Raw genomic sequence first — 25,504 nt, forward strand, 5'->3', positions numbered from 1 at the left:
TACTGGCTACCCAACCTGTCGGACCTGTTTAAAACAAGTCGGGCCCGCTATGCGGGCCAGACCATCTATCAGTTTTACCGGCTGACAAATTCTTTCGGCTGTTTGAACCATTCCTCCGGCTTCAGGGACTTGAAGTACTCGTAAGTGATCTTCAAACCTTCTTTCCGGCCTACTTTCGGTGTCCAGCCCAGTATTTCTTTAGCACGGGTAATATCCGGTTTACGTTGTTTGGGGTCGTCTACAGGCAAGGGTTTATATACGATCTCCTGTTTGGTGCCGGTAAGAGCAATGATCTCTTCAGCAAATTCTTTGAGGGAGATCTCATCGGGGTTACCTACATTGACGGGTTGGTGATAATCGCTCATCAACAAGCGGTAAATGCCTTCTACCAGGTCGTCTACATAACAGAAGCTTCTTGTTTGAGAACCATCACCAAATACAGTGAGGTCTTCTCCACGCAAAGCCTGGCCAATAAAGGCTGGCAAAGCACGGCCGTCGTTGAGGCGCATGCGCGGGCCATAGGTATTAAAGATGCGGATGATACGTGTTTCCAGACCATGGAAGGTATGGTAAGCCATGGTCATCGCTTCCTGGAAGCGCTTGGCTTCATCATATACACCACGGGGGCCTACAGGGTTTACATTACCCCAGTATTCTTCATTTTGTGGGTGCACCATCGGATCACCATAGATCTCGGAAGTGGAGGCTACCAGTATCCTGGCGCCTTTGGCCCTTGCCAGTCCCAGACAGTTGTGCGTACCCAAAGAACCCACTTTCAGTGTTTGAATAGGTATTTTCAGGTAATCGATCGGACTGGCCGGTGAAGCGAAGTGCAGGATATAATCCAGGTTGCCCGGCACATGAATAAAGGTAGATACGTCGTGGTTATAGAACTCAAACTGTTCCAGTTTGAATAAATGCTCAATATTCTTCAGGTCGCCGGTGATCAGGTTGTCCATGCCAATAACATGGAAACCTTCTTTGATGAAACGGTCACTTAAATGTGAACCCAGGAATCCGGCTGCTCCGGTAATAAGTACTCTCTTTCTTGCCATGGTTGGTGTTGTTTGTAAGGAGTGTTTACAGGAAATTATTTCTGTCCGGGAACGGCTACAGCCCTTCCTACACTCTCATAATAGAATCCTAACTCTTTCACTGCACTGCCTTCAAAAAGGTTACGGCCATCAAAGATCACTTTGTTCTTCAGGGCGGTTACCATTTTCAGGAAGTTGGGCGTGCGAAACTCATTCCACTCGGTGGCAATGATCAACGCATCAGCACCTTCCAGGCAATCATACTGGTTCTCAGCATATTCTACCTTATCTCCAATAACACCTTTTACATTGGGCATCGCTTCCGGGTCAAACACACTCAGGGTAGCGCCTGCTGCCGTCAGTTCGTCGATCATGTATAAAGCCGGCGCTTCCCGGATATCATCCGTATTGGGTTTGAAGGCCAATCCCCATAAAGCAAATTTCTTGCCTTTCAGGTCGTCCTTGAAGTATTTTTTGATCTTGGGCATCAGGTGCAATTTCTGACGCTCGTTCACATCCATTACGGCATTCAATATCTGGAAGTCATAACTTACTTCTTTGGATGATTTTACCAGGGCCTGTACGTCTTTGGGGAAACAGCTACCGCCGTAACCAATACCAGGAAACAGGAACCGTTTGCCGATACGCTCATCACTACCTATACCACGGCGCACCATATCCACATCAGCACCCAGGCGTTCGCACAACTGGGCAATCTCATTCATGAAAGAGATCTTGGTAGCCAGGAATGAATTGGCGGCATATTTGCTCAGCTCGGCAGAGCGTACATCCATATTGATGATCGGGTTACCGGAACGAACGAAAGGATTGTACAATTCGCTCATTACTTTTTTAGCCCTTTCAGAAGAAGCGCCGATCACTACCCGGTCGGGCTTCATGAAGTCTTCCACAGCCACCCCTTCCCGTAAAAACTCGGGATTGGATACTACGTCAAACTCACCTTTATAGTTTTTAGACACAGCCGCATGCACTTTTTCAGCAGTACCTACCGGCACGGTGCTCTTATCTACAATTACTTTATAATCTTTGAGGATCTTTCCCAGGTGATCGGCAACGCCCAATATGTATTTCAGATCGGCAGAACCGTCTTCGCCGGGAGGCGTAGGCAGGGCGAGGAAAATGATCGCAGCATCTTTGATACCTTCTTCCAGGCTGGTTGTGAACCGCAGACGTTCTTCTTTCAAATTACGCAGGAACAGCTTCTCCAGGCCGGGCTCATAAATAGTGATCTGACCGTTTGAAAGCTTTTCCACTTTCGATTTGTCGATGTCTACACAGGTAACATCATTTCCTGTTTCAGCGAAACAGGTTCCGGTCACCAATCCAACGTAACCGGTGCCAACAACAGCAATTTTCATATTGAAACGTTTTTGTTAGGGTTCAACAAAGCCTTTATCTGTCAGGCTAAGGTTTATGAATGTTTATTAATAAATTCCAACACATTGCTGGTAATGAAAAGGAGTTGTTCTTCGTCCAGTTCCGTATGCATTGGCAACGAGATCACTCTTTCCGTAAGCCAGTCGGTGGTTTCGAGGATATAGGATGAACCGCCGAATGCTTCAAACATTTGTTGACGATGGGCGGGTACAGGATAATAGATCATGGAAGGGATACCCTTATCAGCCAGATACTGATTCAATCCATCACGATCAACACCTTCAAGCAGGAGGGTATACTGATGAAACACATGGTCGCTATAAGATGCCCGTGCAGGGGTGGTGATCTTAGGATGATTGGCAAAAGCCTTATCATAATAATCAGCCGCAGCCTGACGCGCTGCAATATAGGTATCCAATAATGGCAATTTCACATTCAACACAGCAGCCTGAATCGAATCGAGGCGACTGTTGCAACCAACCACTTCATGGTAGTAACGTTTACTCTGTCCATGATTGGCAATCATTTTCATCTGGCTGGCTAACGCGTCATCGTTGGTGAATATTGCACCACCGTCTCCATAACATCCCAGGTTTTTGGATGGGAAGAAGGAAGTAGCCCCTATCGTGCCAATGGTACCTGCTTTTTTTACTGTACCATCTTTGAACTTCACGGCACTGCCGATAGCCTGTGCGGTATCTTCGATCACATACAGACCATGCCGGCTGGCTATCTCCATGATAGCTTCCATATCGGCACTTTGTCCGTACAGGTGTACCGGCACAATCGCTTTGGTTTTGGGTGTAATAGCTTTCTCTATAGCAGCGGGATCGATGCAAAAAGTTTTGGGATCAACCTCCACAAAAACCGGTTTCAACTTCAGGAGGGCTACTACCTCCACTGTTGCGATATAGGTAAATGAGGGAGTGATTACCTCATCACCGGGCTGCAGCTTCAGCGCCATCATAGCTATCTGAAGTGCATCAGTACCATTGGCGCAGGGAATTACGTGTTTTGCCCCCAGGTACTTCGTTAAGCCGGCCGTAAAATCCGTGACTGCTTTACCATTTATAAAAGCTGCATTGTCAAGCACCTCCTGAATACCTGCATCCACGCCTTGCTTAATCTTTGCATACTGCTGCTTTAAATCCACCATTTGTATCGGCCGCATACTCAACGTTTTCTTTTGAAACGGGCACAAACCTACCACAAAAAACTGGTTTATGCAATGGGGGCATCGTAACTAACGCAGTCAATTGGGGATAAATACCATAGAAAAGCATATCCCTACGCTGGCTACCGCTTAAAACAGTTCGCATTTTACCCATTCCCCACCTTTTCGTCCCCTGCCCTTTTCAGTCCGTCAGGTTCCCGGCTGGCAGATATAATATAGTTATTTATTAAATATGAAAATGCCGTCCCTGTTCGCCCTATCTCTGGTTCGTACAATTTCCCTTTTACATAGTCTTTTTTTAGGGGTCAACAGGCGGTTGAATTCATGTTTTTGCCGGGGCATGTTATTAGATAAGCTGTAGATAAGCCGTATATAACCTGTATATAAGCCGTAGATAAGCTGTCCCTTAATAGAGACGGCTTATCTACGGTTTATAATTAATTTATTAGCAGGTTGAATATATATTATCAGTGTCTATGATAACAAGTAGATACCATGTAGGTCCAATCCGTTCTTAATTTGCCGGCATTTTCTTTGGGATAATCTTGTATTTCAATTATTTATGGATTTACAGGCCAATCTTTCCTGCCCCGGAAGTGATAACTTCCTGTAGTTTTCCCGACTTTTGCGGCATAATAATTTAATAACCCGTGCACCTGTTCTTCTATACTATTTTTTGCCGCCTCTACCTGTTGGGAATACGCGTTGTAGCGCTCTGGAACCCTAAAGCCAAGTTGTGGTTGAATGGAAGAAAGGGATTGCTGGGAAGAATACAGTCGGCAGTCGGTCCCGCCAAGGGGCGGGAGCAGTCGGCAATATTGGCTCCAAACCCGGGTCCAACAGTCTCTCCTAACAGCGGCGAAGCAAAAGACTCACCACTCACCACTCACCACTCACCACTCGTGTGGATGCATTGCGCTTCGCTGGGCGAATTTGAGCAGGGCCGGCCTGTACTGGAAGCCTTGCGGGACAAATACCCAGGTATTAAAATACTCTTAACCTTCTTTTCTCCTTCCGGTTATGAAGTGCGTAAAAACTACGGAGGGGCCGATTTTGTGTTTTACCTGCCCATGGATTCAAAAGCCAATGCCCGTCGATTCCTGGATATCGTGCAGCCCGACCTGGTGATCTGGATAAAATATGAGTATTGGTATCATTACCTCACCGCCTTAAAAAAACGGAAGATCCCCACGCTGCTGGTATCTGGTATCTTCAGGCCCGATCAACCTTTTTTCAAGTGGTACGGCCGCCTGCATCAATATATATTAGAGAGCTTTACGCACCTGTTTGTGCAAACACCAGCTTCCAAAGACCTGCTGGCCGGCATTGGCTTTACCAACAATGTGACCGTCAATGGAGATACCCGCTTCGACCGGGTAGCTGCTATCGTAGAGAAGTTTGTACCGCTGCCCGCCATCGAAGCATTTTGCGGAAAGTATCCTACTGTAGTTGCCGGCAGTACCTGGCCGGAAGACGAAGAAGAACTGGACCATTATGCCAATACCCATCCGGATATGCGGTTTATTATAGCGCCACATGAGATCCATGAAAGTCACCTCAAGGAGATCGAAAAGCTATTTAAGCACACCATCCGATATTCTGTATTGCAAAAGCGTGTTCCGGGCACAGTAAGCCGGGAGCAACAGCATACCAATACGCTCATCATCGACAATATCGGCATGCTGTCGAGGTTGTATAAATATGCCACCATTACTTATATCGGCGGTGGATTTGGAGATGATGGGGTACACAATGTGCTGGAGGCGGCGGTATACCGCAAACCCGTCGTATTTGGGCCGGTATATGAGAAGTACATAGAAGCGGCGGAACTGGTAGATGAAGGGGGCGCTTTCCCTATTAAAACGGCCCTCGAGCTGGAAAAAGTGCTGAATGACTTACTGGCTGATGAGTCGGCTTACAAAAAAGTCTGCCAACAGGCAGGCCAATATGTTCATAGTAAAACGGGAGCAACAGATGCCGTGTTGCAGTTTATTCAGGAAAACCGTCTTTTAACGAGTTGATAGAAATGGCGGGTGATCTCTTTTGAATCGTCCCATCCTAGTTTGATCTTCAGTTCCCTTTCTATCCAGTATTGTGCTTCGGGATAGATGCGGAAGCCATTGATGGTTTTTACACTGCGTTCATACATCACCTCATCGCCGCGGAACAGGTCATTGATAAACACAAAACGATCATTGATGCCAATGGCCTTTTTGAGGTCCCGAACGGGTGAATCGTTGAGGCGGTGTCCCACTTCTACCCTTTCTTCTTTTAACTTATCATTAAGAGATGCCTGGGCCGTTGCCATGGTCTCATTAAGCTCTTTGGCTGAAGTTTGGTGCGCCAGGGTGGGTATTTCTACCAGTGGGTTGAATTGTAATCCTGCTTGTACAGCAGCTGCAGGCGCATGGGTGCCATTGCCATTCCTGGCGGGCTTTTCTTCCTGTTTCTCAACAGGTAACACGATCTCCTCAGCTACTTTTGCTTCCAATACCGGTGTTTCCACTACCACCGTATTGTACACTGTACGTGCAGCGGGCATTACCACTGCTACTTTGGAGGTGCCCTGTGCTGCCCGTGTGGCAGCGGACAACCGCATTAGCTCCGCCTCAATGAGTTGAGTGGTCACTAATAGTTGTTTATTATCGGCATTTTGTTCGAATTGTTCGTTTAATTTGCCGATCAATTGTTGTAATCGCTCCATAATAGATTAAGTGGGTACTTTATGGGTTAGTTATTGACTATAAAGTTAACAATTATTATACCTATTTCCGTTAACATGTTCATAGAACCAAATATATCAGGCGAACGACGTGGCTTTATTGAAGTGATCTGCGGCTCTATGTTTTCAGGCAAAACAGAAGAACTGATACGCCGGTTGAAGCGTGCGCGCATCGCCAACCTGAAAGTGGAAATATTTAAGCCACGGGTAGATGTACGCTACCATGAAACGGATATCGTATCGCACGATGAGAAAGCTATTCAATCAACTCCCATAGATAACTCCCAGATCATTTTATTGCTGGCCGGAGAGGTAGATGTAGTAGGTATTGATGAAGCCCAGTTCTTCGATGATCAGTTGCCCGATGTATGTGATCAGCTGGCATTAAAAGGCATCCGCGTTATTGTGGCCGGCCTGGATATGGACTATATGGGTAAACCCTTTGGGCAGATGCCCAACCTGCTGGCCAAGGCAGATTTCATTACCAAACTGCATGCGATCTGCGTGCGCTGTGGCAATATTGCCAACTACTCTTACCGCAAATCGCCGGATGCATCGCAGGTATTGCTGGGCGAAAAGGATCTGTACGAACCGCGGTGCAGAAAGTGTTATTACGAGAAGCTTTAAAAAGTAAATGGAATACCCCCTGAACTAATTATTTTCGCGCATCTCTACTTATGGCTGGTAAACAATTGAACCATATCTGGGCGCTGGTGAAAAAAGATTTCCTGTTGGAGATCAGACAGCAATATACCTTTTACGGCATCTTGTTGTATGTGGCGTCTACCATTTTTGTGCTCTACATGGCCATGGGCTCCGATCCGGAGGAAAAGGTGTGGAATGGCTTGTTTTGGATGATCCAGCTATTTATCTGCATCAATGCAGTGGCTAAAAGCTTCCTGGCCGAAAGCCGGGGGCGTATGCTGTATTTCTATACCATTGCCGGCGCCCGCGACTTTGTATTGTCCAAGCTCATCTTTAATGTTATACTCATGGTACTCATGACCCTGGTAAGCCTGTTGCTTTTCCAGCTGTTCATGGGCAACCCGGTTCATAACCCCTTAAAATTTGTAGGCATTGTATGCCTGGGCGGATGCAGCCTGAGCCTGGTATTCACCTTCCTGGCGGCCATTGCAGCCCGTGCGCAGCAAAGTGCCGCACTGATGGCTATTATGGGCTTTCCCCTCATCATTCCCCAGGTATTGCTGCTGATGCGCATTTCCAATACGGCCTTCTCGGATGTGATCCAGGCAGGGCTGCCGAGTCTCGTGCTGATGCTGGTGGGGCTGGATATTATGGTAATAGCCCTGGCGGTGATCTTATTCCCGTTTCTTTGGAAAGACTGATACTTTTCCCCTAATTTTGCCCCCTAATTCAGGTAGTTGGCAAGTCTCACCCCGATCCTTCAATCGCCAATATCTATCACCAATAGCCCGGAAATATATGCGCCAGTACTGGTGGAAAATACTTTGTATCGTTTTGTTGCTCTACACTTTCACGGCAGGCTTCTTAGTGAAAGTACCTGAAATAGGCAACCTTTATCAAACCATCCGCAACCTCTTTTTTCATGTGCCCATGTGGTTTGCCCAGTTGGTCCTCGTGACCATTTCACTGGTTTACTCCATCAGGTACCTGCGTGATCCCCAACCTAAATATGACCTGTATGCCTGGCAATATGCCCAAACGGGTACGGTACTGGGTGTGCTTGGCTTGCTAACGGGCATGATCTGGGCCAATTATACCTGGGGCACACCCTGGAACAATGATCCCAAGCAATTGGGCGTTGCGATCGCCTTATTGATCTACCTGGCCTACTTTGTACTACGTAATTCCATGACCGATCTTGATAAAAGAGGCCGTGTGGCGGCTGTTTATAACATATTTGCCTATTTTATCTATATACCCATGATCCTGATCCTGCCCCGCCTGGTAGAATCCCTGCACCCCGGCGGCAAAGGAGTAGAAGGCAATCCCGGACTGAACGGGCAGGACCTGGACCCTGAGATGCGCAAGGTATTCTGGCCGGCAGTAGTGGCCTGGACCCTGCTGGGCGTATGGATCACTACCCTTTACCTGCGAATGAAGACGCTGGAAGAGAAAAAACATTCTCATTAATGATACGCATGAAGAAATTACTAATTACCCTGTTTATCCTGCTACCGGCATTATGGGCCAGCGCCCAGGAAAATGGCACGAATCCCGACCAGGCTACCGGCTTAAGAGCAGATGGTAAAATTTATGTTGTACTGGCTGTAGCCATTACGATCCTGCTGGGACTGATCATCTATGTAATACGCCTGGACCGTAAGATATCGAAGCTGGAGAAAGGTCAATAGTGAAAAGATGATAGTCAATGGCCAGGTTAAAATGAATAAGCAGTCCCGATAATCTTCGGGATTGACCGTTTTTAAGCAATCCATTGAACTAAAAATATTTACGCTTGTTGCCAATAATAGTCAATCATTGATCGTTCAGCATTGCCAATGTATTGCCTGCTTCGCCCTAATTTGTCACACGACAGCGGGAATGGACGATAACCGATTCTGTGTTTAACGATTCACCATAAAAATTGCTAATCATGTCAGAGTACAGTTTTTTTGGCGCGGTGGAAAAGAGTTTTGATAAAGCCGCGCAGTTTACCAAGTGGGACCCCGGCGTCCTGGAACAGATCAAACAATGTAATGCCGTATACCGGATGCACTTCCCGGTGAAGATCGGTGAGAAGATCGAAGTGATCAAGGCTTACCGGGTACAACACTCCCACCACAAGCTGCCTTGTAAAGGAGGTATCCGTTTTGCCATGAGTGTAAACCTCGATGAGGTAATGGCCCTCGCCGCGCTGATGACCTACAAATGCGCTATTGTAAACGTTCCTTTTGCAGGCGCCAAAGGTGGTATCACCATCGACCCCAAGAAATACACACCGTATGAGCTGGAGAAGATAACACGCCGTTATACTTCCGAGCTGATCAAGAAAAACTTTATTGGCCCCGGCATTGACGTACCGGCACCTGACTATGGCACCGGAGAACGTGAGATGGCCTGGATCGTAGATACTTATGCCAGCATGCGTCCCGGCGAAATAGATGCCATGGGTTGTGTGACGGGCAAACCGGTAACACAAGGTGGTGTACGCGGCCGCCGCGAAGCTACCGGCCTGGGTGTATTCTATGGCCTGCGCGAAGTATTGAACATGAAAGACCAGATGGATAAGCTGGGCCTGAGTGTTGGTGTGGAAGGCAAGCGTGTAGTAGTACAAGGCCTGGGCAACGTGGGTTACCACTCTGCCAAATTCTTCCAGGAAGCCGGCGCCAAGATCGTTGGTCTGGCCGAATTTGAAGGTTCTATCTGGAACACAGATGGACTGGATGTAGATGCTGTTTTTGAGCACCGCAAAAAAACCGGCTCTATCCTCAATTTTAAAGATGGTACCAACTTTGCCAAGAATACCGATGCGCTGGAAATGGATTGTGATGTGCTGATCCCTGCCGCACTGGAAAATGTGATCAATGGCACCAATGCCCCCAATGTGAAAGCCAAGATCATTGGAGAAGCTGCCAACGGTCCTTTAACGCCGGAAGCGGATGAAAACTTTGCCAAACGTGGTATACTGGTAGTGCCCGACATGTACCTCAATGCAGGTGGTGTAACGGTCTCTTACTTTGAGTGGTTGAAAAACCTTAGCCACGTACGTTATGGCCGTATGGAAAAGCGCTTTACCGAAAACCTCAATACCCATATCCTGGGACAAATTGAAGGCCTCACTGGTAAGCAGGTCAACAACAAAGAACGTGAGTTCATCATGCACGGTCCCGATGAAGTAGACCTGGTACGCAGTGGACTGGAAGAAACCATGATCACTGCCACGCGCGAGATCATGGATGCCTGGAAAGCCAATCCCCAGGTACCGGACATGCGCACGGCCGCTTACTTAGTAGCCATCAATAAAGTGGCTACCAGCTATGCGGAACTGGGCATATTCCCATAGATCATATCCATCCCGAATACCGGGAATATCTAATAGCTTGATCCCATTCGCTTTATGGCGGATGGGATTTTTTTTGCCCGGCGCGGGAAAAAATAGGTTAGATTTAAGTAACCTTAAAACTGCTTTGTCAAATGGAAAAATCAAAACTTTACCCGCAAGCGTATTTTCCTGCCGAAAAGATAGAACACATTTTAAGCAAGGTGATCAACACGCAAAAAAATGACGAGCCTGCCAGCTTCTACTATCTTACCAGGGGCGACGAATCATACAGGTTCGATAATGAACGGGAGTACTTTGCAGAATACCGGAAAGAGCACGACAACTCATTCCTGAAAAGATCCTACAAGCAGTTGACCTTTAAGATCAGGTACGCTAAAAACAACTATACTGATATTACGGTGCAGGCTGCCACCAGCAACGAAATAGACAGCATATTTGACATATTTGAAAAGCTGTACCCTGGTTCAAAACAAAAACCTACGACCACTACGCCTTCCATTTTCGCCAATATTGACCCTAATACTTTTTAAATACACAGTACCTGTATCCTTACCTGCCCTTGTACCCGCAGGATCGTCTCTACATTGCGAATCCAACAAGCTGCTCACGCTGCCGGGGGAAGTATTTGAAAAAATATACAAAGACCAGGAGAAACGAAAGAAAAGAAATTAAAGTGTTAGCTTGTTGCCCAGTATGAAGACCTACCTATTCCTTTTAGTATCCCTTTGCACTCTACAGGCCATTGGTCAGCAAAAAACCGCCGCCGATTATGGCTTCAGGCATTTACAGTTCCTCTACCAGGGCGACACGGTTCACCTCCTCATCAAATCGAAAAAGGGAGAAGAACTGAAGCCCAAGCCCTTGTTCTTTTTTTGCCAGGGCAGCCAGCCTGTACCGCTGATCATAGACAGTAAAGAAGGCGTATATGGTACCTTTCCATTTAAGCCGGATAGCCTCGCAGCCTATTTCCACCTCGTTATTATCAGTAAGCCTGCTGTTCCATTGATCAAAGATGTGACTGAATTATCACCCGATTTTACCTATAAAGACAGTACAGGTTCCTATCCCAAAGCATACAGTGACCGGAATTACCTGGACTATTATGTAAACAGGAATATTGAAGTGATCAAATACCTGCATAGGCAACCATGGGTTTTGCGTTCGCCGCTAGTGGCAGCCGGTCACTCTGAGGGCGCTACTATTGTCGCTAAACTGGCTTCCACTTTCTCCCGCATCACACACCTTATCTATTCAGGTGGCAATCCCATGGGAAGGATCGTCTCCATTGTCGCCAATAGCCGGCGCTATGAAAACGACAGCACGCGTATGGCAGAACAGGATATAGAGAATTGGAAAGCGGTCGTTAACAACCCCAGCGCCAGTGACGCTACAAAAGGAGATCCGTATAAAACCACCTATGGCTTTTCTTTTCCACCTATCAACTACCTGCAAAAATTAACCATCCCTGTATTCGTTTCTTTCGGCACAAAAGACGTAGGAGCGCCATTTAATGATTACCTGCAGTTGGATATGATCCGGCAGCATAAAAATAACTTCACCTTCAAAGGCTATATAGGTACAGAACACAACTTCTTTGGTCTGAATGCGGATGGCACCACGAACTATAATGCATTCAACTGGGACAAGGTAGCAATGGACTGGTTGCATTGGTTACTTAGAACTAATGGTGCCCGTTAACAGACGGTTATGATGGCCATACAGGATATTCGGCGTAAATTCAGGATGTAGAACATCTTAAACTTTACAAAACTATCCGATATGGCAATAAAGGAAATTGACTCACTTATTACACAGGAAGATGACCAGTTAAAAAAATTACAGTGTATTGTAGAAGATACTATTAAAGAGGAAGAACTGATCAATGACAACCTGCTGCATCCACCTTCTGATATCCTGACCCCAGGCCAAAAGATATCAGACAAAGTAGCCCGCTTTGGTGGCAGTTGGAAGTTTATTATTTCCTTTACAATAATCCTTGTTGGATGGATACTTTACAATATACTCAGCCCGGAAAAAGAAAGCTTTGACCCCTATCCTTTCATCCTCCTGAACCTGGTATTATCATGCATCGCCGCCATGCAGGCACCTATCATCATGATGAGCCAGAACAGACAGGAAGAAAAAGACAGGAAGAGAGCAGAAAATGATTACCTGGTAAACCTGAAGGCAGAAATGGAAGTGAGGAGCCTCCAAAAGAATGTAGACCTGCTGTTACAGGAACAGATCAAAACCTTGTATGATATGCAGCACAAACAGTTAGAAATGCTCAAAGAAATTTGTGACAAACTGAACAAGAAAGGATCATGAGCCAGGAAAAGTCGCCCCATATACTCAACACCTCCTCCAACCTGCTGGGATTTTGCCTTATCGTATTGACCTCCATCAAAATATCGAAGACGGGCAGCGCCACGATCATTGACGATATTACGGGTATGGCAGCAATATTGCTCGTGATCAGCTGCATCCTGTCTTTTCTATCGATGCGGTCAAAGGAGGAAGTACGCTCAGAAAGGATGGAAAGCGCCGCCGACATCGTTTTCCTGGTAGCGCTGATCTTTATAGCGCTCACGATCATTCTGGTTTCCTTCAACCTGCTGGTATAAGTACCTCATTTGAGTGATTGGCACAGGCTAATAATTGGGCTATTTTAGAAGGCGCCATTATTTCCTCCATCAAACCAGTCACGATGTTGACAGAAGCCGAAAAGACGCATATTGAACTGCAGGAAAAGTACAGGGCCGAAGTAGCTACCAAATTCAAGTCGCCTGCCAAAATCAACCTCATAGAAACCACTACCAAGATATTGCAGGGGCTGGCCATTATTGTTGGTATCTGGGCTACCTGGCATGAATTCAAAAAATACAATGAAGAGAAAATAGGCAAGGTGGCAGAAGAGACCCGACAGGCCAACCGGGATTTCTCGAAAATGTTTTATGAAAAACAATTGGAATATTATGCTGAAGCGGTGGAAGTAACCGCTATGCTGGCCAATGAAGTGCGTGATAGCGAGGATTATAAAACTGCCCGCCAAAAATTCTATCGCCTGTACTGGGGCAAATTGTCATTGGTAGAAGATAAACGGGTAGAAGCAAGGATGGTACAATTCGAATTGCTGTTACAAAATTATGAAGGTAAACAAACACAGCAGGAGCGGGTATGGGATGGCTCGTCAAAAGCATGGATATCGCTGCGTATGGTAGATCAGAACGATATGCAATCAGCCTCCCTCCGGCTGGCACATGATGCCAGGATGCATACGATCAATACCTGGATCGACTCAGCGGACCGGGCTAATTACAATGCACTGCAATAACTTTTACGAAGCCGTCGGCAAAATGCATCTACCGGCTATCAAATCAGTGGGGCAGATGGTATAAAAATGCTAATTTCGAAGAGCAGAAGCATTGCCTATGTACCAGATCCGCCTCATTCCCAAAGAGGAACTCTACAGTATTATTCCATTCCTGCGCATTTTGAATGATGCCATTCCTGAAGATACGCTTCAGGAACGTTTGGCAGATATGATGCAACGCAATTATGAGTGCGCCGGGGTATATGATAGTGGCAGAATGATCGGTATTTGTGGCATGTGGATCCTCAATAAATACTACGTAGGCAAACATATTGAACCCGACAATGTGATGATATTGCCTGAATACCGCAATAAAGGAGTAGGCGAGGAAATGATGGACTGGGTATATGAATACGGCCGCTCACAAGGATGCATTGCTTCTGAACTCAACTGTTATGTAGTGAATGATAAAGGTATCCGGTTCTGGCTCAACCAGGGCTATAAGATCATTGGCTTTCACTGTCAAAAGAAATTACAATGAGCATTGATACTTCCCGCGTCTTTTTAAGACCTGTGCAGGTAACCTTCCTGGAAATGCATGAACAACCTGCCAACACCATCCCCATTGCTTTTAAGTTGGATTTTGAATTGCTGCCCAAGCCTATCTCCGTGAGTGATTATCGTAATTACTATTACGGCGTAGGTAAAGAATGGTATTGGCTCGACCGGATGGTGATGGAAGATCACCTGCTGCATGAAAAGATCAATGCGCCCAATGTAGATATTTTTGTATTGCACATAGAAGACCAGCCTGCAGGCTTTGCAGAGTTTGTACGGGAAAAGGACCATGTGGAAATACTCTATTTCGGCTTATTTCCCGCATTTATTGGCAAGGGATACGGACATTATTTCCTGCAAACAGTGATACAAAAAGCCTGGAGCTACCAGCCTAAACATATACAACTCAACACCTGCGCACTGGATCATCCCAATGCGCTTCCGATCTATAAAAAAGCAGGTTTCAAAGAAGTGAGGACCACCACGGAGGAACGCCGTATATTGAAATAATCAGAGTACCTCTTTGTAACGGTTGTACAGATAGGATACCAGCAGCAATATAACACCCAGGGTAATAAAGGAAACAGTTTTGGTAATGGTGCCGGCCTCTGCAAGGTCAAACACGAACAGCTTCAGAATAGTGATCACAAACAATACGATGGCAGCCAGCCTCAGGTATTTCTGTTTCCTGCGAATGCCATACACCACCAACCCGAGTGCAAATAAACCCCAGATGATACTAAGGCCTACCTTGAACTGGTCTTGCGCGCCGGTTATAGAAGTCCAGTTAATGTATTCATAGCTGATGATCCCCAATACGGTTAGATAGATCAATAAACGCCAGGCTTGTTGCATGACCGTCTCAACGATATACAGTTTTACTATCCGGCTGCCCATTGTTATGATCCAGACCAGCAAAGCAAGGATCGCATACCGGATCATCAGGGGCCAGGCGCCCGATGGGGCATCGCCATCTTTCGTGAAATAATTAATGTTCATTTCATTCAAAGTTGGCAAGGTAGCCAGCAGCAAATAGCCACACATCAAGGCTATACTTACCAACGAAGCGGTGGCCAGCCACCGGTTTTTGATCCAGCGCTGGTTGAGGAACAATACGGTAACACCAAATACTTCGGTATAGAGAAACAGCACGGCAGCCACCAATAACGCCCCTTCCTCTTCTATAGCTATTCCCGAACGGCTGGCAGGCCATTCACTTTGCAATTTCCATAAGCCGTCCCTTAGCTCCAGGAATGGAATATAATAGCTGGTCAGCAGCAGTAATACAGGCACTATATAATCGAAGAACGCATTGACACCCGTTCTGTTCTCCGGCAACACTTTCCATTTCTGCTGGCAGGTCATCCAGGTGATCACACCAAATGCCCCCATCACAAACAGACCAGTAAAGAAAACCATATTCCAGAAGGGCAACGCACGATCCGATGCATACAGCCAGTGTGTACGGTCCTGAATGAGGCTGGCAAAGGCAAGGATGACCAGGCCTATCGCCAGTTTTTCATAGAGCTCTGCCTGACGGCCACGGCCAATGGCAAACAACAATACAGTTTCTGCCGCCCATAGCAGGGTAACCCAGTTGCCATCCAGCTGCACAGGGATCGCAATGGTCAGGAAAACCACCACGAGGCCCAGCACTAAATAATACAATGCCTTATCGGCCAGTTTCAGCTTCCTGATGATGATGCTCACTGCCAGGTGTACCAGGGCATTGGCCAGGGTGAATATACCCGGCCAATAGCGGGTATTGGCATAATTATTCAACAGGTCGTATCCCAATCCATAAAAGATAAAAGCATTGGACAGAAGTAAGAACACGTCGCCGATATTGTATTGTTCTTTCCTGATGAGTTTGTAGGCCAGGAAAGTAGCGTAGAACAGGATATAAAAAGCAGCCAGGAAACCAAAGGCCAAAGGAAAATGCTCCCCATTGTATTCCGCTAAATACCATGCGCCATAAATGATCCAGGTGGCGATATAGGCCACGTAGAACAGGGACTTCCAGTATTTGTAGAATGACAAGACCAGTATCCCGGCATTAATGATCAGTATATAGGAGAACAGTATCTCAAAGCGGCCTGAATTATTACTTAGTAAAAAGGGAATAGCATAGGCGCCTACCTGGGCCAGGTGAGCGATCACTACCTGGTTGTACCAAACAGCCACATACACAATGGCGGCTGTAAACAACAACATCAGGCCAAAAGCCGCCAGTTGGGGCAGCATCGCATAAAAACTCCAGGCTATATAGGTAATGAAATACAATACGCATAGCCCTCCTCCCATCAACACGGAACTATAGGTCACATATTTCTTTTTCAGTTTCAGGGCTACAGCTATCAAGGCCAGTCCGCTTACATAGCCGTTTACGATGCGCACTACCGGACTTACGAGGTTGTGTTCAATGGCATATCGTGCACCAATGAAAATACCTACGATGGTAATCAGTATGCCCACCTTGCTGGCCAGGTTCTTACCGATAAACTCTTCGAAAGAGCGGGCGTTGCTACCGGTAGGTGTAGCAGATGGTGTTTTTTGTCGCTGGGTGGGTGAAGGCTCCACCGGCTTACGGGAGGGAGCAGTGACGGTTTCCTTATATTCGATCACCTTTTCAGCAATGGGTTGCTTTTCCTCAACAGGTTGTTTACTTACCTGCCTTTTCAGCTCATCCAACTCATTCATGAGGGCCAGGAGTTGTTTACCCAGGTGCGTTTGTTGCGCAGCCAGTTCGTTGATGTGACGGGTTAGTTCATCAATTTTTTCCTGTACTGTAGCCATAAAGGCGGGGTTGGTTACTTTAAAGAAAATACAAAAAGCGTTAAGAGAAATCTAATGTATGAATACCGGCAGTGTACCAATGGCTTGCAGCTGTTGCCCACGCTTTTCAAATCCCGCACAGTAGTGGCCGTTGGTAATGACCAGGAAAGGTACCGGCACCGCAATATTGTACCGAAGCACCTGCTGCAAAACGGATTCATCGAGATTGACCTCCATGGCCTTGCATTCCACCATCAGCCAGGGTTGGTGCTGCCGGTTGTACACGAGTACATCAAACCGCTTACGAAGCTCTCCCAATTTTAATTCCCTTTCAATGGCGATCAGGGAAGCAGGATAACCCATGGTTTGCACCAGGTATTGCAGGAAGTTTTGCCGCACCCACTCTTCGGGGGTCAAACGTATCCATAACCGGCGCAGCTCATCGAAGATGAGCTCTTTGCCTTCTTCTTCCCTGATACGGAACGGAAATGATGGATACTCAATGCGGATCATGGGCCAAATCTAATGCTAAGTACCGAAAAGGCGAAAGGAGATGTGAGCAGCGGTCCTGGTATATAAATTCCCCCTCATTTGAGGAAAATAAACGAAATTTAATCCTTAATATGAAGACAAAAGAAGATATAGTTCAAAACTGGCTTCCCCGGTATACGGGGGAGGCCCTCGGAAATTTTGGCAAGTATATCCTGCTTACCAATTTCAGCAACTATGTAAAAATGTTTGCCGAATGGAACAAGGTACCGATCGTAGGGCTCGACCGTCCGATGCAATGTGCTACGGCGGAAAACATCACCATCATCAACTTTGGTATGGGCAGTCCTACCGCTGCCACGGTGATGGACCTGCTTACGGCTATTGAGCCCGAAGCTGTTCTCTTCCTCGGCAAATGTGGCGGGTTGAAAAAGCGTAATAATATTGGCGACCTGATCTTGCCTATTGCAGCAATCAGGGGAGAAGGTACTTCCAATGATTATTTTCCACCCGAAGTGCCGGCCTTACCAGCCTTTGCCCTGCAAAAAGCAGTATCGACCACCATACGGGACTATGGAGTAGATTACTGGACGGGCACTGTTTATACCACCAACCGCCGGGTATGGGAGCACGATGAGCATTTCAAGGAGTACCTGCAACGCATCCGCAGTTATGCGATTGACATGGAAACAGCTACCATTTTTTCTGTAGGGTTTTACAATAAGATACCTACCGGTGCCCTGCTGCTGGTGAGTGATTCGCCTATGATACCGGAAGGTGTGAAAACAGAAGAAAGTGATAAAGCGGTAACGGCTAAATATGTGGAGCGTCATTTGCGTATTGGCATTGATTCATTGAAGCAGCTCATCAATAACGGACTTACCGTACGACACCTGAAGTTCTGATAATACTTTTGTACCCTACATGGCCAACCCCCTTTTACAGATCAATAACCTGCAGGTAGATTTCGTAACAGAAATTGGAACTACCACAGCCATCAATAATATTTCCCTGGAAGTACAGCGTGGTGAAATTGTAGCCATCGTTGGCGAATCAGGGTCGGGCAAATCCGTTACCTCCCTGTCCATACTTCAATTGTTACCTACGCCACCCGCCCGGTATACACAGGGTAATATTCTTTTCTCGCCCGATGGCAAAACAGCGGTTAACCTGCTCACCCAAACTCCCCGGCAGCTGCGGGCCATACGGGGCAACCAGATAGCCATGATCTTCCAGGAGCCCATGAGCTCCCTCAACCCGGTATACACCTGCGGCGACCAGGTAATGGAAGCCATTCGTCTGCACCGGCAATTATCCAAAGAGAAAGCTACCCAAAAAACGATTGAGCTGTTTGAGAAAGTAAAGCTTCCCAACCCTGCTCAGCTGTTTCACCGGTACCCTCATCAGTTGAGTGGCGGCCAAAAGCAGCGGGTAATGATCGCCATGGCCATGAGCTGTGAGCCCGATCTGCTGATCTGTGATGAACCTACTACCGCCCTGGATGTAACGGTACAGAAAACTATTTTGCAGCTGATCAAATCGCTGCAGCAAACGGAACAGATGGGGGTTATTTTTATTACGCACGACCTGAGTGTAGTAGCCGAAATAGCCGATAAAGCGGTAGTGATGTACAAAGGAAATATTGTGGAGCAGGGTACCATTGCCCGGCTTTTCAGTAACCCTCAGCATCCCTATACCAAAGGATTGCTGGCCTGCCGGCCGATATTGCATCCGAAGGGAGAAAGATTGCCGGTGGTAAGTGATTTCCTGGAAGGGAGGAGAGAGAATATAGAATACAGAATTCAGCATACAGAAGAATACAGCGCGGCAGGATTCGGTAACCTGAAGCCTTCGAATGAGGACCAGTCTTCGGATACCCGACTCAAGACTCCAGGCTCTGAACTCAAAACTCCCAACTCCCCACTGCTGACTGTGGATCATCTCAGCGTATGGTTCCCTTCGAAGAAAACGTTCCTGGGCAAGCCGCTGGAATATACCAAAGCGGTAGACGATGTAAGTTTTGAGGTATACAAAGGAGAAACGCTGGGACTGGTAGGCGAATCGGGCTGCGGTAAAACCACCCTGGGCCGAACGGTGCTGCGACTTATAGAACCCACCAAAGGCAATATATTTTACAACGGTGCAGACCTGACGGCTCAAAAGAGAGATGCCTTAAAAAGCCTTCGCAAAGATATACAGATCGTGTTCCAGGACCCCTACTCTTCCCTGAATCCACGGCTCACCATTGGCGAAGCCATTGCGGAACCATTGAAAGTGCACGGGCTGCTGCCCACCGCTAAACAACGTAAGGATAAAGTGGTGGAACTACTGGAAAAGGTAAACCTGCAAGCGGCACATTTTGACCGGTACCCGCATGAATTTTCCGGCGGTCAGCGCCAGCGCATCGTAATCGCCAGGACCCTCGCACTCAACCCCTCTTTTGTTGTATGTGATGAATCGGTATCAGCCCTGGATGTAAGTGTGCAGGCCCAGGTACTGAACCTGCTGAATGATCTCAAAAAGGAATTTGGTTTTACGATCATCTTTATCTCCCACGATCTTTCTGTGGTACGCTATATCAGCGACCGTATTATGGTGATGAACAAAGGAAGGATCGAAGAGATCGGCGATGCAGAGCAGGTGTATTTTCATCCTAAACAGGCTTATACACAGCAATTGATCGCTTCTATCCCGAAGGGAATACTCAGTTGACAAGCGCTACCCTAATCCCGGTATCGCCTGCTCTTCACCATTTCAGACATGTATCCTTTGTACAGCCTGAAATTGCGGGCCTGGTAAAACTCCGAAGCGCTGCTGCGCTTTGCGTAGACCATCTCTTTCAACATCTTCTCCAGTTGTTCTTTGACGGGTATATCGGTTTCAAGTTTTCTTTCCTCCCTGGTAGTAAATTCGTCATCGTCCACACTCACCTCATCGGCTTTTTCCGGCTGCATTCCTACTGAGGCCAGTTGCCAGCTTATATCATCCCGCATCTTTTTGTATTTGTAGAAGTATACATAGCCCTTCCTCCCTTTGTAAGTAACGGGCAGTTTATCCAGGTATACAATGGTATCCATTTTTTCATACCTGCTTATTCCATTGACCAACAAGCTGCGGGTCATTTCCAGCTGGGTCTTGTATTGGGCCGGGAATTGAGCGGTCATTTTCAGCTTTTCCAGATCGCCGTACAGCTCACTCCGGTATTCATCAGGTTTTGCATATTTCACGAAAAGGGAATCAGGTACTGGCTGCTTATTACGCAACAGCAGGAGGAAAGTGTTGTACAACAGCCGCCTGTCGCCTGTTTTCATCAATTGCTCAAAGAACGACTGCACGCCCGGATGTTTATCCCGGAAGGGTAATAACAAGGCCGCATATTGTTCCAGCGCACCATTGCCCTGATCAACCTCCTGGTCCTCCTCATCATCATCTCCCAGGCTGAAGAGAGCAGCAGCTCCACTCTTATCCTTTTTGCCGGCGCGTTCTATTTTTACTTTGCCTTCGGCCGCTACCTGCTTTTTCAGCAACTGCTTTCCATCGAGATATAGCTTACCAAAATAGGACTCATAATCTGCGGCTTTCAGGAAACCGCTGTCTACCATTACCTTCAGGAGGTTCATCACCCTGCTTTCATAATCATCAATATTCATCAGTTGCAGGATGTCCGGAAAGATGGTTTTGGTGAGCGCCAGGGTATCATACAGGTCATACCAGTCATATCCCACGCCTGCCGCAGTCGCAGCCACATCAACATACCGGCGGGCGCCGCCAGATAGCGGAGGATAGATGGTAGTATGCCAACCGGGTACCACCGATACGGCATCCTCATTCCAGGAATTTCCTTCATCAATGGGAGGCTCCTGCAGTATCAGGTCCTTAAAGGCTTTAAAAGATGATTGTGTACGCTGACTGGTGAGTGAATTGAGAATGGCATGTTGAAAATCGGCGGTGTCTTTTATTTTCCAATACAAAGCCTGCAGGTAAGTAGTTACACTATTGTCTTTAAACCTGCCCAGCCAGCCTACCAGGTGTTTTTTAGTGCGCAGGTATTCTGTATGGTCCCAGTTGAGGGAATCAATAGTTTGATTTAACAGCGGCACATCTGTTGAATCGAAATGTACGAGGAAGATGGCCCTGGCGGCTTTCCGTGCTGTCAGGCTGTCTTTGCTAAACAGTTCTGCCACCACCTGGTGGGTCCTTCGCGTAAATACGGATTGTCCTTTCAGGGTATCTGCCGGGGTAAAACTGGCAAAGAAATTTTGCAGGAAAGAGCTGGGGCGGCTTACCGTATCGGTGAGCGTAGCAATATTAAACAGATGCCCTTCCTTGTACCAGGTTTTCACCATCAATAAACGGCTGCTGCCGGTATCTGTATATTGTTTTTCCCGGCACTTTATGCCATTGGGCAGATCGTATCGCTTATCCAGGCGGGTGACGAAGGAGCTGTCCTCATTCCAGGTATCATCAACATTCTGTTTCCAGAAGGTGGCGCTGTCTTTCCAATAAGCATACTTCGGCAAGGCGGTATAAGTAACCAGTATTTTTTCTCCGGTAGTGTCATTGCTGATGACGGAATACTTTTCGTCGCCGCTTCCCCATAAGCCCTCGCCACCCATTTCTTCAAAGGCCATCCTATATATATCTTCCATACCCGCTGCCTCATCCTTCTTACCAGGATCAGGAAATACAGGAGATTGTACGGTGTAATGCAGGGATGTATCTGTTCTTGCTTTTACAGCCGGGTAAACAAAAGGCTGGATGGAAAATGACTCTAAAAACCGGCGTACGTTGGGATCTTCCTTTTTATACCTTGCTATGACGGCATAATACACAGGCCCGCGGATAATGTACCTGGCCGCACTATAACTACCATCCTTATGACTGTATTTTGCTTCCAGTGCGGGATATCCATTGACTTTAATAAACTTCCGGCTTAGCTGTTTGTCAATAAAGGTTGAATAGCCATAGCTTTCATCGACGAGGTTCAATTCAAAACTATCTTCCTCCAGGAAAGAGTAATTGTGGAGGTTGACCTTCATCACCAGGTAGCTATTACCATCCTGCTTGTCCCAGGCGCTGTATTCCATCCTGTCGGTACCCACATTGTTATCGCGTAATAAAGCAGGCACATGAGGCACTTGTACGCTAAATCCACCTGTAGCAGGCTGCCAGGTTTGCCATTCACCTGCATTGTATTCTTTTAACTGAACGGATTGAAAAAACTTATTGGCTTCGCCACCGCCGGTAACGTATTCGCCATTGCCACTCATTTTGAACAGAATGAGTTCAAAAGGGGTAATGAAAATATTATACCGTTGGTAATCCCCCGCCTGGTGCGGTTTACAATATCGTATCCCTTATAGCCATTTTTCATAATGGCGGTCTTCTTTATTATTTTGCCGGGCACATTCTCATACAACAGGCTGTCTACTTTCCTGGATACCGTTTCCGCACTGTGCCCGAGGGCGAGGCTATTGGTCTTAATGCGCGTGACCATGTAATAAGCGCCATTGACCAGGTCGGCATACTGCACCACATCCATCCCGCTCCAATCGGTAAACTGGTAGAATTTCCTGCCGGGAATACTCACTTTGTAAAAGCCATCAGTGGGACTTTGGGTAGTATAGGTATGGGGCATCCGTATTTTTGCAATGGACTCCTTTTGGGTACTGTTGCGGCCATCCATCATTACCGGGCGCAGGGTATACCCTTTCTGTCGCAGCATTTCTATCACGCCCCTGGTGCCTGGCAGGTGGGCAGCGCCTACTCCTACAAACAGGGATTGTTTTTTGATGATGGAGTCAATGGAGTTGGCCTGTATCTCATTGCGCTTGTATAAAAACTTTTCCTGGAAGGCATCGGACAACACCGTCATGGCTTCCAGTGAATCCAACATGTCGAGATCTCCCCGGCGGTACGCTTCTTCTACTTTTTTGGGGTTGGTCATGGTGCCTTCCATGTCGTAACTTTTCTTTTTCCTGTTCTGGTCACGGATCATGTCTTTGTAGGCTTCCATAACCAGTTTCTCACTTTCTTCAAAGTTCTCTACCCCACTGAGGCGCTTACCCAGTTTTTTGCCTACCTGGAAGATGTACATATCGAGGAAGGTATCTTCTTCAAAATCGGCGGTGCGCGCGCCATCGGTCCGGTACAACATGCCATTGATCATGGAAGGTTCTACAGACAGGGCAGCTTTGATGGCATCTTCATAACTGTCGATGGCAAAGGTGGTGATGCGCATATTATCGGTGGCGGACTGCCAGTTTCCCCGGCCCAGGTTATTGCCGGCGCCTTTTCCTTTTGCGCCGAAAAAAGCCGATTTGCTGTAATCGTCCTGCCAGGTTTCAGGATTGGTTTCCAGGGCAACCACTTCAGCGCTTTTGATGGCATTGTAAAAAGTGTCGCCCAGGTGGAAGGCCAGTTTATCGCTTACATGCATGGTGCCAAAAAGATAAGAGGGCTTTTTCAAGCCATTGCCGGTGATCTCCCACAGGAGACTGGGGTACTTCTTACCGATATCCTTCACCGGCGGTTTAGCAGCAGGCGACGGTTTGCTTGTCTGGCTACGTTGCCGGGCCAATAAAGGAGTAGAATAGAAAGAGAGCAGGAGGAGGATTGGGAGAACTGTTTTTCTCATACAAAGGGAGGGTTTATGAGGTATCGGGAAATTAGGCCCTGTGAAAGATGCTAAAAACGTCTGAAATCATAAAATATTTGTTGTTTTTGTTTTCCTAAAACGCTATTCCTCCGGGAATTGGACATATAAGCCGTGGGGTTTTACTTTATTTTTTCATATGGCTCTTTTTTGCTACCTTCGCCCGCTTGAAATTTATGCCTGACATGTTATCAAACCTGGTGCCGTAAGACCTCGTTTGTCCCGGAGCAGTTTCCCCGACGTACCCGCTCTTACTACCGCTTGGTATCATGTGGCTACCTACCGTAATAAAATTGTTATAATTCACATGAAACTGTCACAGTTCAGGTTTGATTTACCGCTTAATCTTATTGCCCAACACCCTACGAAGAAACGTGAAGATGCCCGCATGATGGTGGTGCATCGCAAAACCGGCCAGATTGAAAACAAGCATTTCCGCGACATCATGGATTATTTTGATGACAAGGATGTATTTGTAGTCAATAACACCAAAGTATTTCCTGCCCGTATGTATGGCCGCAAAGAGAAAACAGGTGCTAAAATTGAAGTATTCCTTTTAAGAGAATTGAATAAGCCCAACCGTCTTTGGGACGTGATCGTTGATCCCGCCCGTAAGATCCGTGTAGGTAATAAACTCTACTTCGGCGAGAACGATGAGCTGGTAGCGGAAGTGATCGACAATACTACTTCCCGTGGCCGCACCATCCGTTTTCTGTGGGATGGCACCGACGATGAATTCCGCCAGATGCTGGAATTCCTGGGTGAAACGCCCCTGCCAAAATACATAAAACGTAAACCGGAAGCGGAAGACAAAGAACGTTTCCAAACGGTTTATGCCAAGCATGAAGGTGCCGTAGCGGCTCCTACTGCCGGCCTGCACTTCAGCATTGAACTGATCAAAAGGTTGGAAATTAAGGGTATCCGCTTTGCAGAAGTAACCCTGCATACGGGTCTCGGTACTTTCCGCCCCATTGAAGTGGAAGACCTCAGCAAACATAAAATGGACGCTGAGTACTACCGTATAGAAGATACTGCCTGTAAGATCGTGAATAAGGCTATTGAAGGCAATCACCGCATTTGCTCAGTGGGTACTACCACCATGCGTGCGCTGGAATCTTCTTACACTGCGGAAAAGCTGTTGAAGCCTTCTGAAGGTTGGACGAATATCTTCATCCACCCTCCTTACCAGTTCAACATTGCCGATGCACTGGTGACCAACCTGCACCTGCCAAAGACGAGCCTGTTGATCATGACCTGTGCTTTTGCCGGTTATGACCTGGCGATGGAAGCCTACAAGAAGGCCATCAAGGACAAATACCGCTTCTTCAGCTATGGCGATGCGATGATCGTGATCTAATTCAGTTTCGGGTCTGGAGTTCCGGGTTTCCCGTTCTTCCG

24 protein-coding genes are annotated in these 25,504 nt (G+C 47.0%); 16 read left to right on the plus strand and 8 right to left on the minus strand.

The genetic code is table 11. The features are described 5' to 3' along the window. Window positions 1-74: 74 nt before the first annotated feature. Genes D3H65_RS16395 through D3H65_RS16405 form a run of 3 tightly spaced genes read right to left on the minus strand, consistent with a single transcriptional unit; the run spans window position 75 to window position 3,603 of the window. Entirely contained in the window at window positions 75-1,055 is a 981-nt protein-coding gene (locus D3H65_RS16395; RefSeq protein ID WP_119051343.1) for a UDP-glucuronic acid decarboxylase family protein, read from the minus strand. Window positions 1,056-1,090: 35 nt separating this feature from the next. Beyond that, the gene (locus tag D3H65_RS16400; protein ID WP_119051344.1) at window positions 1,091-2,413 is read right to left on the minus strand and encodes a UDP-glucose dehydrogenase family protein; all 1,323 of its coding nucleotides are present in this window, start codon (window positions 2,411-2,413) and stop codon (window positions 1,091-1,093) included. A 53-nt stretch (window positions 2,414-2,466) separates the two neighbouring features. Next, the gene (locus D3H65_RS16405) at window positions 2,467-3,603 is read right to left on the minus strand and encodes a DegT/DnrJ/EryC1/StrS family aminotransferase (protein ID WP_119051345.1); all 1,137 of its coding nucleotides are present in this window, start codon (window positions 3,601-3,603) and stop codon (window positions 2,467-2,469) included. A gap of 653 nt (window positions 3,604-4,256) precedes the next feature. Between D3H65_RS16405 and D3H65_RS16410 the strand changes: the two genes are divergently transcribed. After that, window positions 4,257-5,627 carry a 3-deoxy-D-manno-octulosonic acid transferase gene (locus tag D3H65_RS16410; RefSeq protein ID WP_119051346.1) on the plus strand — a complete coding sequence of 457 codons (1,371 nt, stop codon included), beginning with the start codon at window positions 4,257-4,259 and terminating at the stop codon, window positions 5,625-5,627. Here D3H65_RS16410 and D3H65_RS16415 read toward each other — a convergent pair. Continuing rightward, window positions 5,600-6,310, minus strand: coding sequence for a hypothetical protein (locus D3H65_RS16415; protein WP_119051347.1), 711 nt, complete (start codon window positions 6,308-6,310; stop codon window positions 5,600-5,602). The two genes, D3H65_RS16410 and D3H65_RS16415, sit on opposite strands and share 28 nt — an antisense overlap. A 75-nt stretch (window positions 6,311-6,385) precedes the next feature. Between D3H65_RS16415 and D3H65_RS16420 the strand changes: the two genes are divergently transcribed. The 12 genes from D3H65_RS16420 to D3H65_RS16475 all read left to right on the plus strand — a co-directional run bounded on the left by D3H65_RS16420 (window position 6,386) and on the right by D3H65_RS16475 (window position 14,697). Next, window positions 6,386-6,955, plus strand: a complete 570-nt coding sequence (locus tag D3H65_RS16420) for a thymidine kinase (RefSeq protein ID WP_119051348.1) — start codon at window positions 6,386-6,388, stop codon at window positions 6,953-6,955. 50 nt (window positions 6,956-7,005) lie between these two features. Next, window positions 7,006-7,674: a heme exporter protein CcmB gene (locus D3H65_RS16425; RefSeq protein WP_162915665.1), complete on the plus strand. Its 669-nt coding sequence runs from the start codon at window positions 7,006-7,008 to the stop codon at window positions 7,672-7,674. Between the two features lie 97 nt (window positions 7,675-7,771). Next, entirely contained in the window at window positions 7,772-8,443 is a 672-nt protein-coding gene (gene ccsA / locus D3H65_RS16430; protein ID WP_119051349.1) for a cytochrome c biogenesis protein CcsA, read from the plus strand. 8 nt (window positions 8,444-8,451) lie between these two features. Beyond that, the gene (locus D3H65_RS16435; RefSeq protein WP_119054542.1) at window positions 8,452-8,664 is read left to right on the plus strand and encodes a CcmD family protein; all 213 of its coding nucleotides are present in this window, start codon (window positions 8,452-8,454) and stop codon (window positions 8,662-8,664) included. A 242-nt stretch (window positions 8,665-8,906) separates the two neighbouring features. Then, window positions 8,907-10,316, plus strand: coding sequence for a Glu/Leu/Phe/Val family dehydrogenase (locus tag D3H65_RS16440; RefSeq protein ID WP_119051350.1), 1,410 nt, complete (start codon window positions 8,907-8,909; stop codon window positions 10,314-10,316). Window positions 10,317-10,447: 131 nt separating this feature from the next. After that, on the plus strand, window positions 10,448-10,846 hold the full coding sequence (locus tag D3H65_RS16445; RefSeq protein ID WP_119051351.1) for a hypothetical protein: 399 nt from the start codon (window positions 10,448-10,450) through the stop codon (window positions 10,844-10,846). Between the two features lie 163 nt (window positions 10,847-11,009). After that, window positions 11,010-12,014, plus strand: coding sequence for an alpha/beta hydrolase family protein (locus tag D3H65_RS16450; protein WP_119051352.1), 1,005 nt, complete (start codon window positions 11,010-11,012; stop codon window positions 12,012-12,014). Between the two features lie 81 nt (window positions 12,015-12,095). After that, a complete protein-coding gene (locus D3H65_RS16455) occupies window positions 12,096-12,644 on the plus strand; it encodes a DUF1003 domain-containing protein (protein ID WP_119051353.1) in 549 nt (182 codons plus the stop codon). Further along, window positions 12,641-12,940 carry a hypothetical protein gene (locus D3H65_RS16460; protein ID WP_119051354.1) on the plus strand — a complete coding sequence of 100 codons (300 nt, stop codon included), beginning with the start codon at window positions 12,641-12,643 and terminating at the stop codon, window positions 12,938-12,940. The genes D3H65_RS16455 and D3H65_RS16460 overlap by 4 nt, the downstream gene beginning before the upstream one ends. A gap of 83 nt (window positions 12,941-13,023) precedes the next feature. Beyond that, window positions 13,024-13,650 carry a hypothetical protein gene (locus D3H65_RS16465; protein WP_162915666.1) on the plus strand — a complete coding sequence of 209 codons (627 nt, stop codon included), beginning with the start codon at window positions 13,024-13,026 and terminating at the stop codon, window positions 13,648-13,650. Between the two features lie 97 nt (window positions 13,651-13,747). After that, window positions 13,748-14,170: a GNAT family N-acetyltransferase gene (locus D3H65_RS16470; protein ID WP_119051356.1), complete on the plus strand. Its 423-nt coding sequence runs from the start codon at window positions 13,748-13,750 to the stop codon at window positions 14,168-14,170. After that, the gene (locus tag D3H65_RS16475; RefSeq protein WP_119051357.1) at window positions 14,167-14,697 is read left to right on the plus strand and encodes a GNAT family N-acetyltransferase; all 531 of its coding nucleotides are present in this window, start codon (window positions 14,167-14,169) and stop codon (window positions 14,695-14,697) included. Before D3H65_RS16470 ends, D3H65_RS16475 begins: the two co-directional genes overlap by 4 nt. Here the strand turns inward: D3H65_RS16475 and D3H65_RS16480 are convergent, their stop codons facing one another. Next, window positions 14,698-16,983, minus strand: a complete 2,286-nt coding sequence (locus D3H65_RS16480) for a DUF2339 domain-containing protein (protein ID WP_119051358.1) — start codon at window positions 16,981-16,983, stop codon at window positions 14,698-14,700. It lies immediately after the preceding gene. A gap of 51 nt (window positions 16,984-17,034) precedes the next feature. After that, the gene (locus D3H65_RS16485; protein WP_119051359.1) at window positions 17,035-17,475 is read right to left on the minus strand and encodes a type I restriction enzyme HsdR N-terminal domain-containing protein; all 441 of its coding nucleotides are present in this window, start codon (window positions 17,473-17,475) and stop codon (window positions 17,035-17,037) included. 110 nt (window positions 17,476-17,585) lie between these two features. Between D3H65_RS16485 and D3H65_RS16490 the strand changes: the two genes are divergently transcribed. Both D3H65_RS16490 and D3H65_RS16495 read left to right on the plus strand, forming a co-directional pair. Beyond that, on the plus strand, window positions 17,586-18,356 hold the full coding sequence (locus tag D3H65_RS16490; protein WP_119051360.1) for an AMP nucleosidase: 771 nt from the start codon (window positions 17,586-17,588) through the stop codon (window positions 18,354-18,356). 19 nt (window positions 18,357-18,375) lie between these two features. After that, complete coding sequence (locus tag D3H65_RS16495; protein ID WP_119051361.1) at window positions 18,376-20,163, plus strand: ABC transporter ATP-binding protein; 1,788 nt, start codon at window positions 18,376-18,378, stop codon at window positions 20,161-20,163. An 11-nt stretch (window positions 20,164-20,174) separates the two neighbouring features. Here D3H65_RS16495 and D3H65_RS16500 read toward each other — a convergent pair whose 3' ends face one another. Together D3H65_RS16500 and D3H65_RS16505 are read right to left on the minus strand one after the other, a co-directional pair. Then, the gene (locus D3H65_RS16500; RefSeq protein WP_119051362.1) at window positions 20,175-22,721 is read right to left on the minus strand and encodes a hypothetical protein; all 2,547 of its coding nucleotides are present in this window, start codon (window positions 22,719-22,721) and stop codon (window positions 20,175-20,177) included. Next, on the minus strand, window positions 22,718-24,088 hold the full coding sequence (locus D3H65_RS16505; RefSeq protein ID WP_119051363.1) for a TraB/GumN family protein: 1,371 nt from the start codon (window positions 24,086-24,088) through the stop codon (window positions 22,718-22,720). The genes D3H65_RS16500 and D3H65_RS16505 overlap by 4 nt, the downstream gene beginning before the upstream one ends. A 325-nt stretch (window positions 24,089-24,413) precedes the next feature. On the opposite strand from D3H65_RS16505, the gene queA reads away from it, so the two are divergent. Continuing rightward, window positions 24,414-25,463, plus strand: a complete 1,050-nt coding sequence (queA, locus tag D3H65_RS16510; RefSeq protein WP_119051364.1) for a tRNA preQ1(34) S-adenosylmethionine ribosyltransferase-isomerase QueA — start codon at window positions 24,414-24,416, stop codon at window positions 25,461-25,463. The last annotated feature ends 41 nt before the right edge of the window (window positions 25,464-25,504 follow it).

The sequence above is a fragment of the Paraflavitalea soli genome (assembly GCF_003555545.1).
Classification (GTDB): Bacteria; Bacteroidota; Bacteroidia; order Chitinophagales; family Chitinophagaceae; genus Paraflavitalea; species Paraflavitalea soli.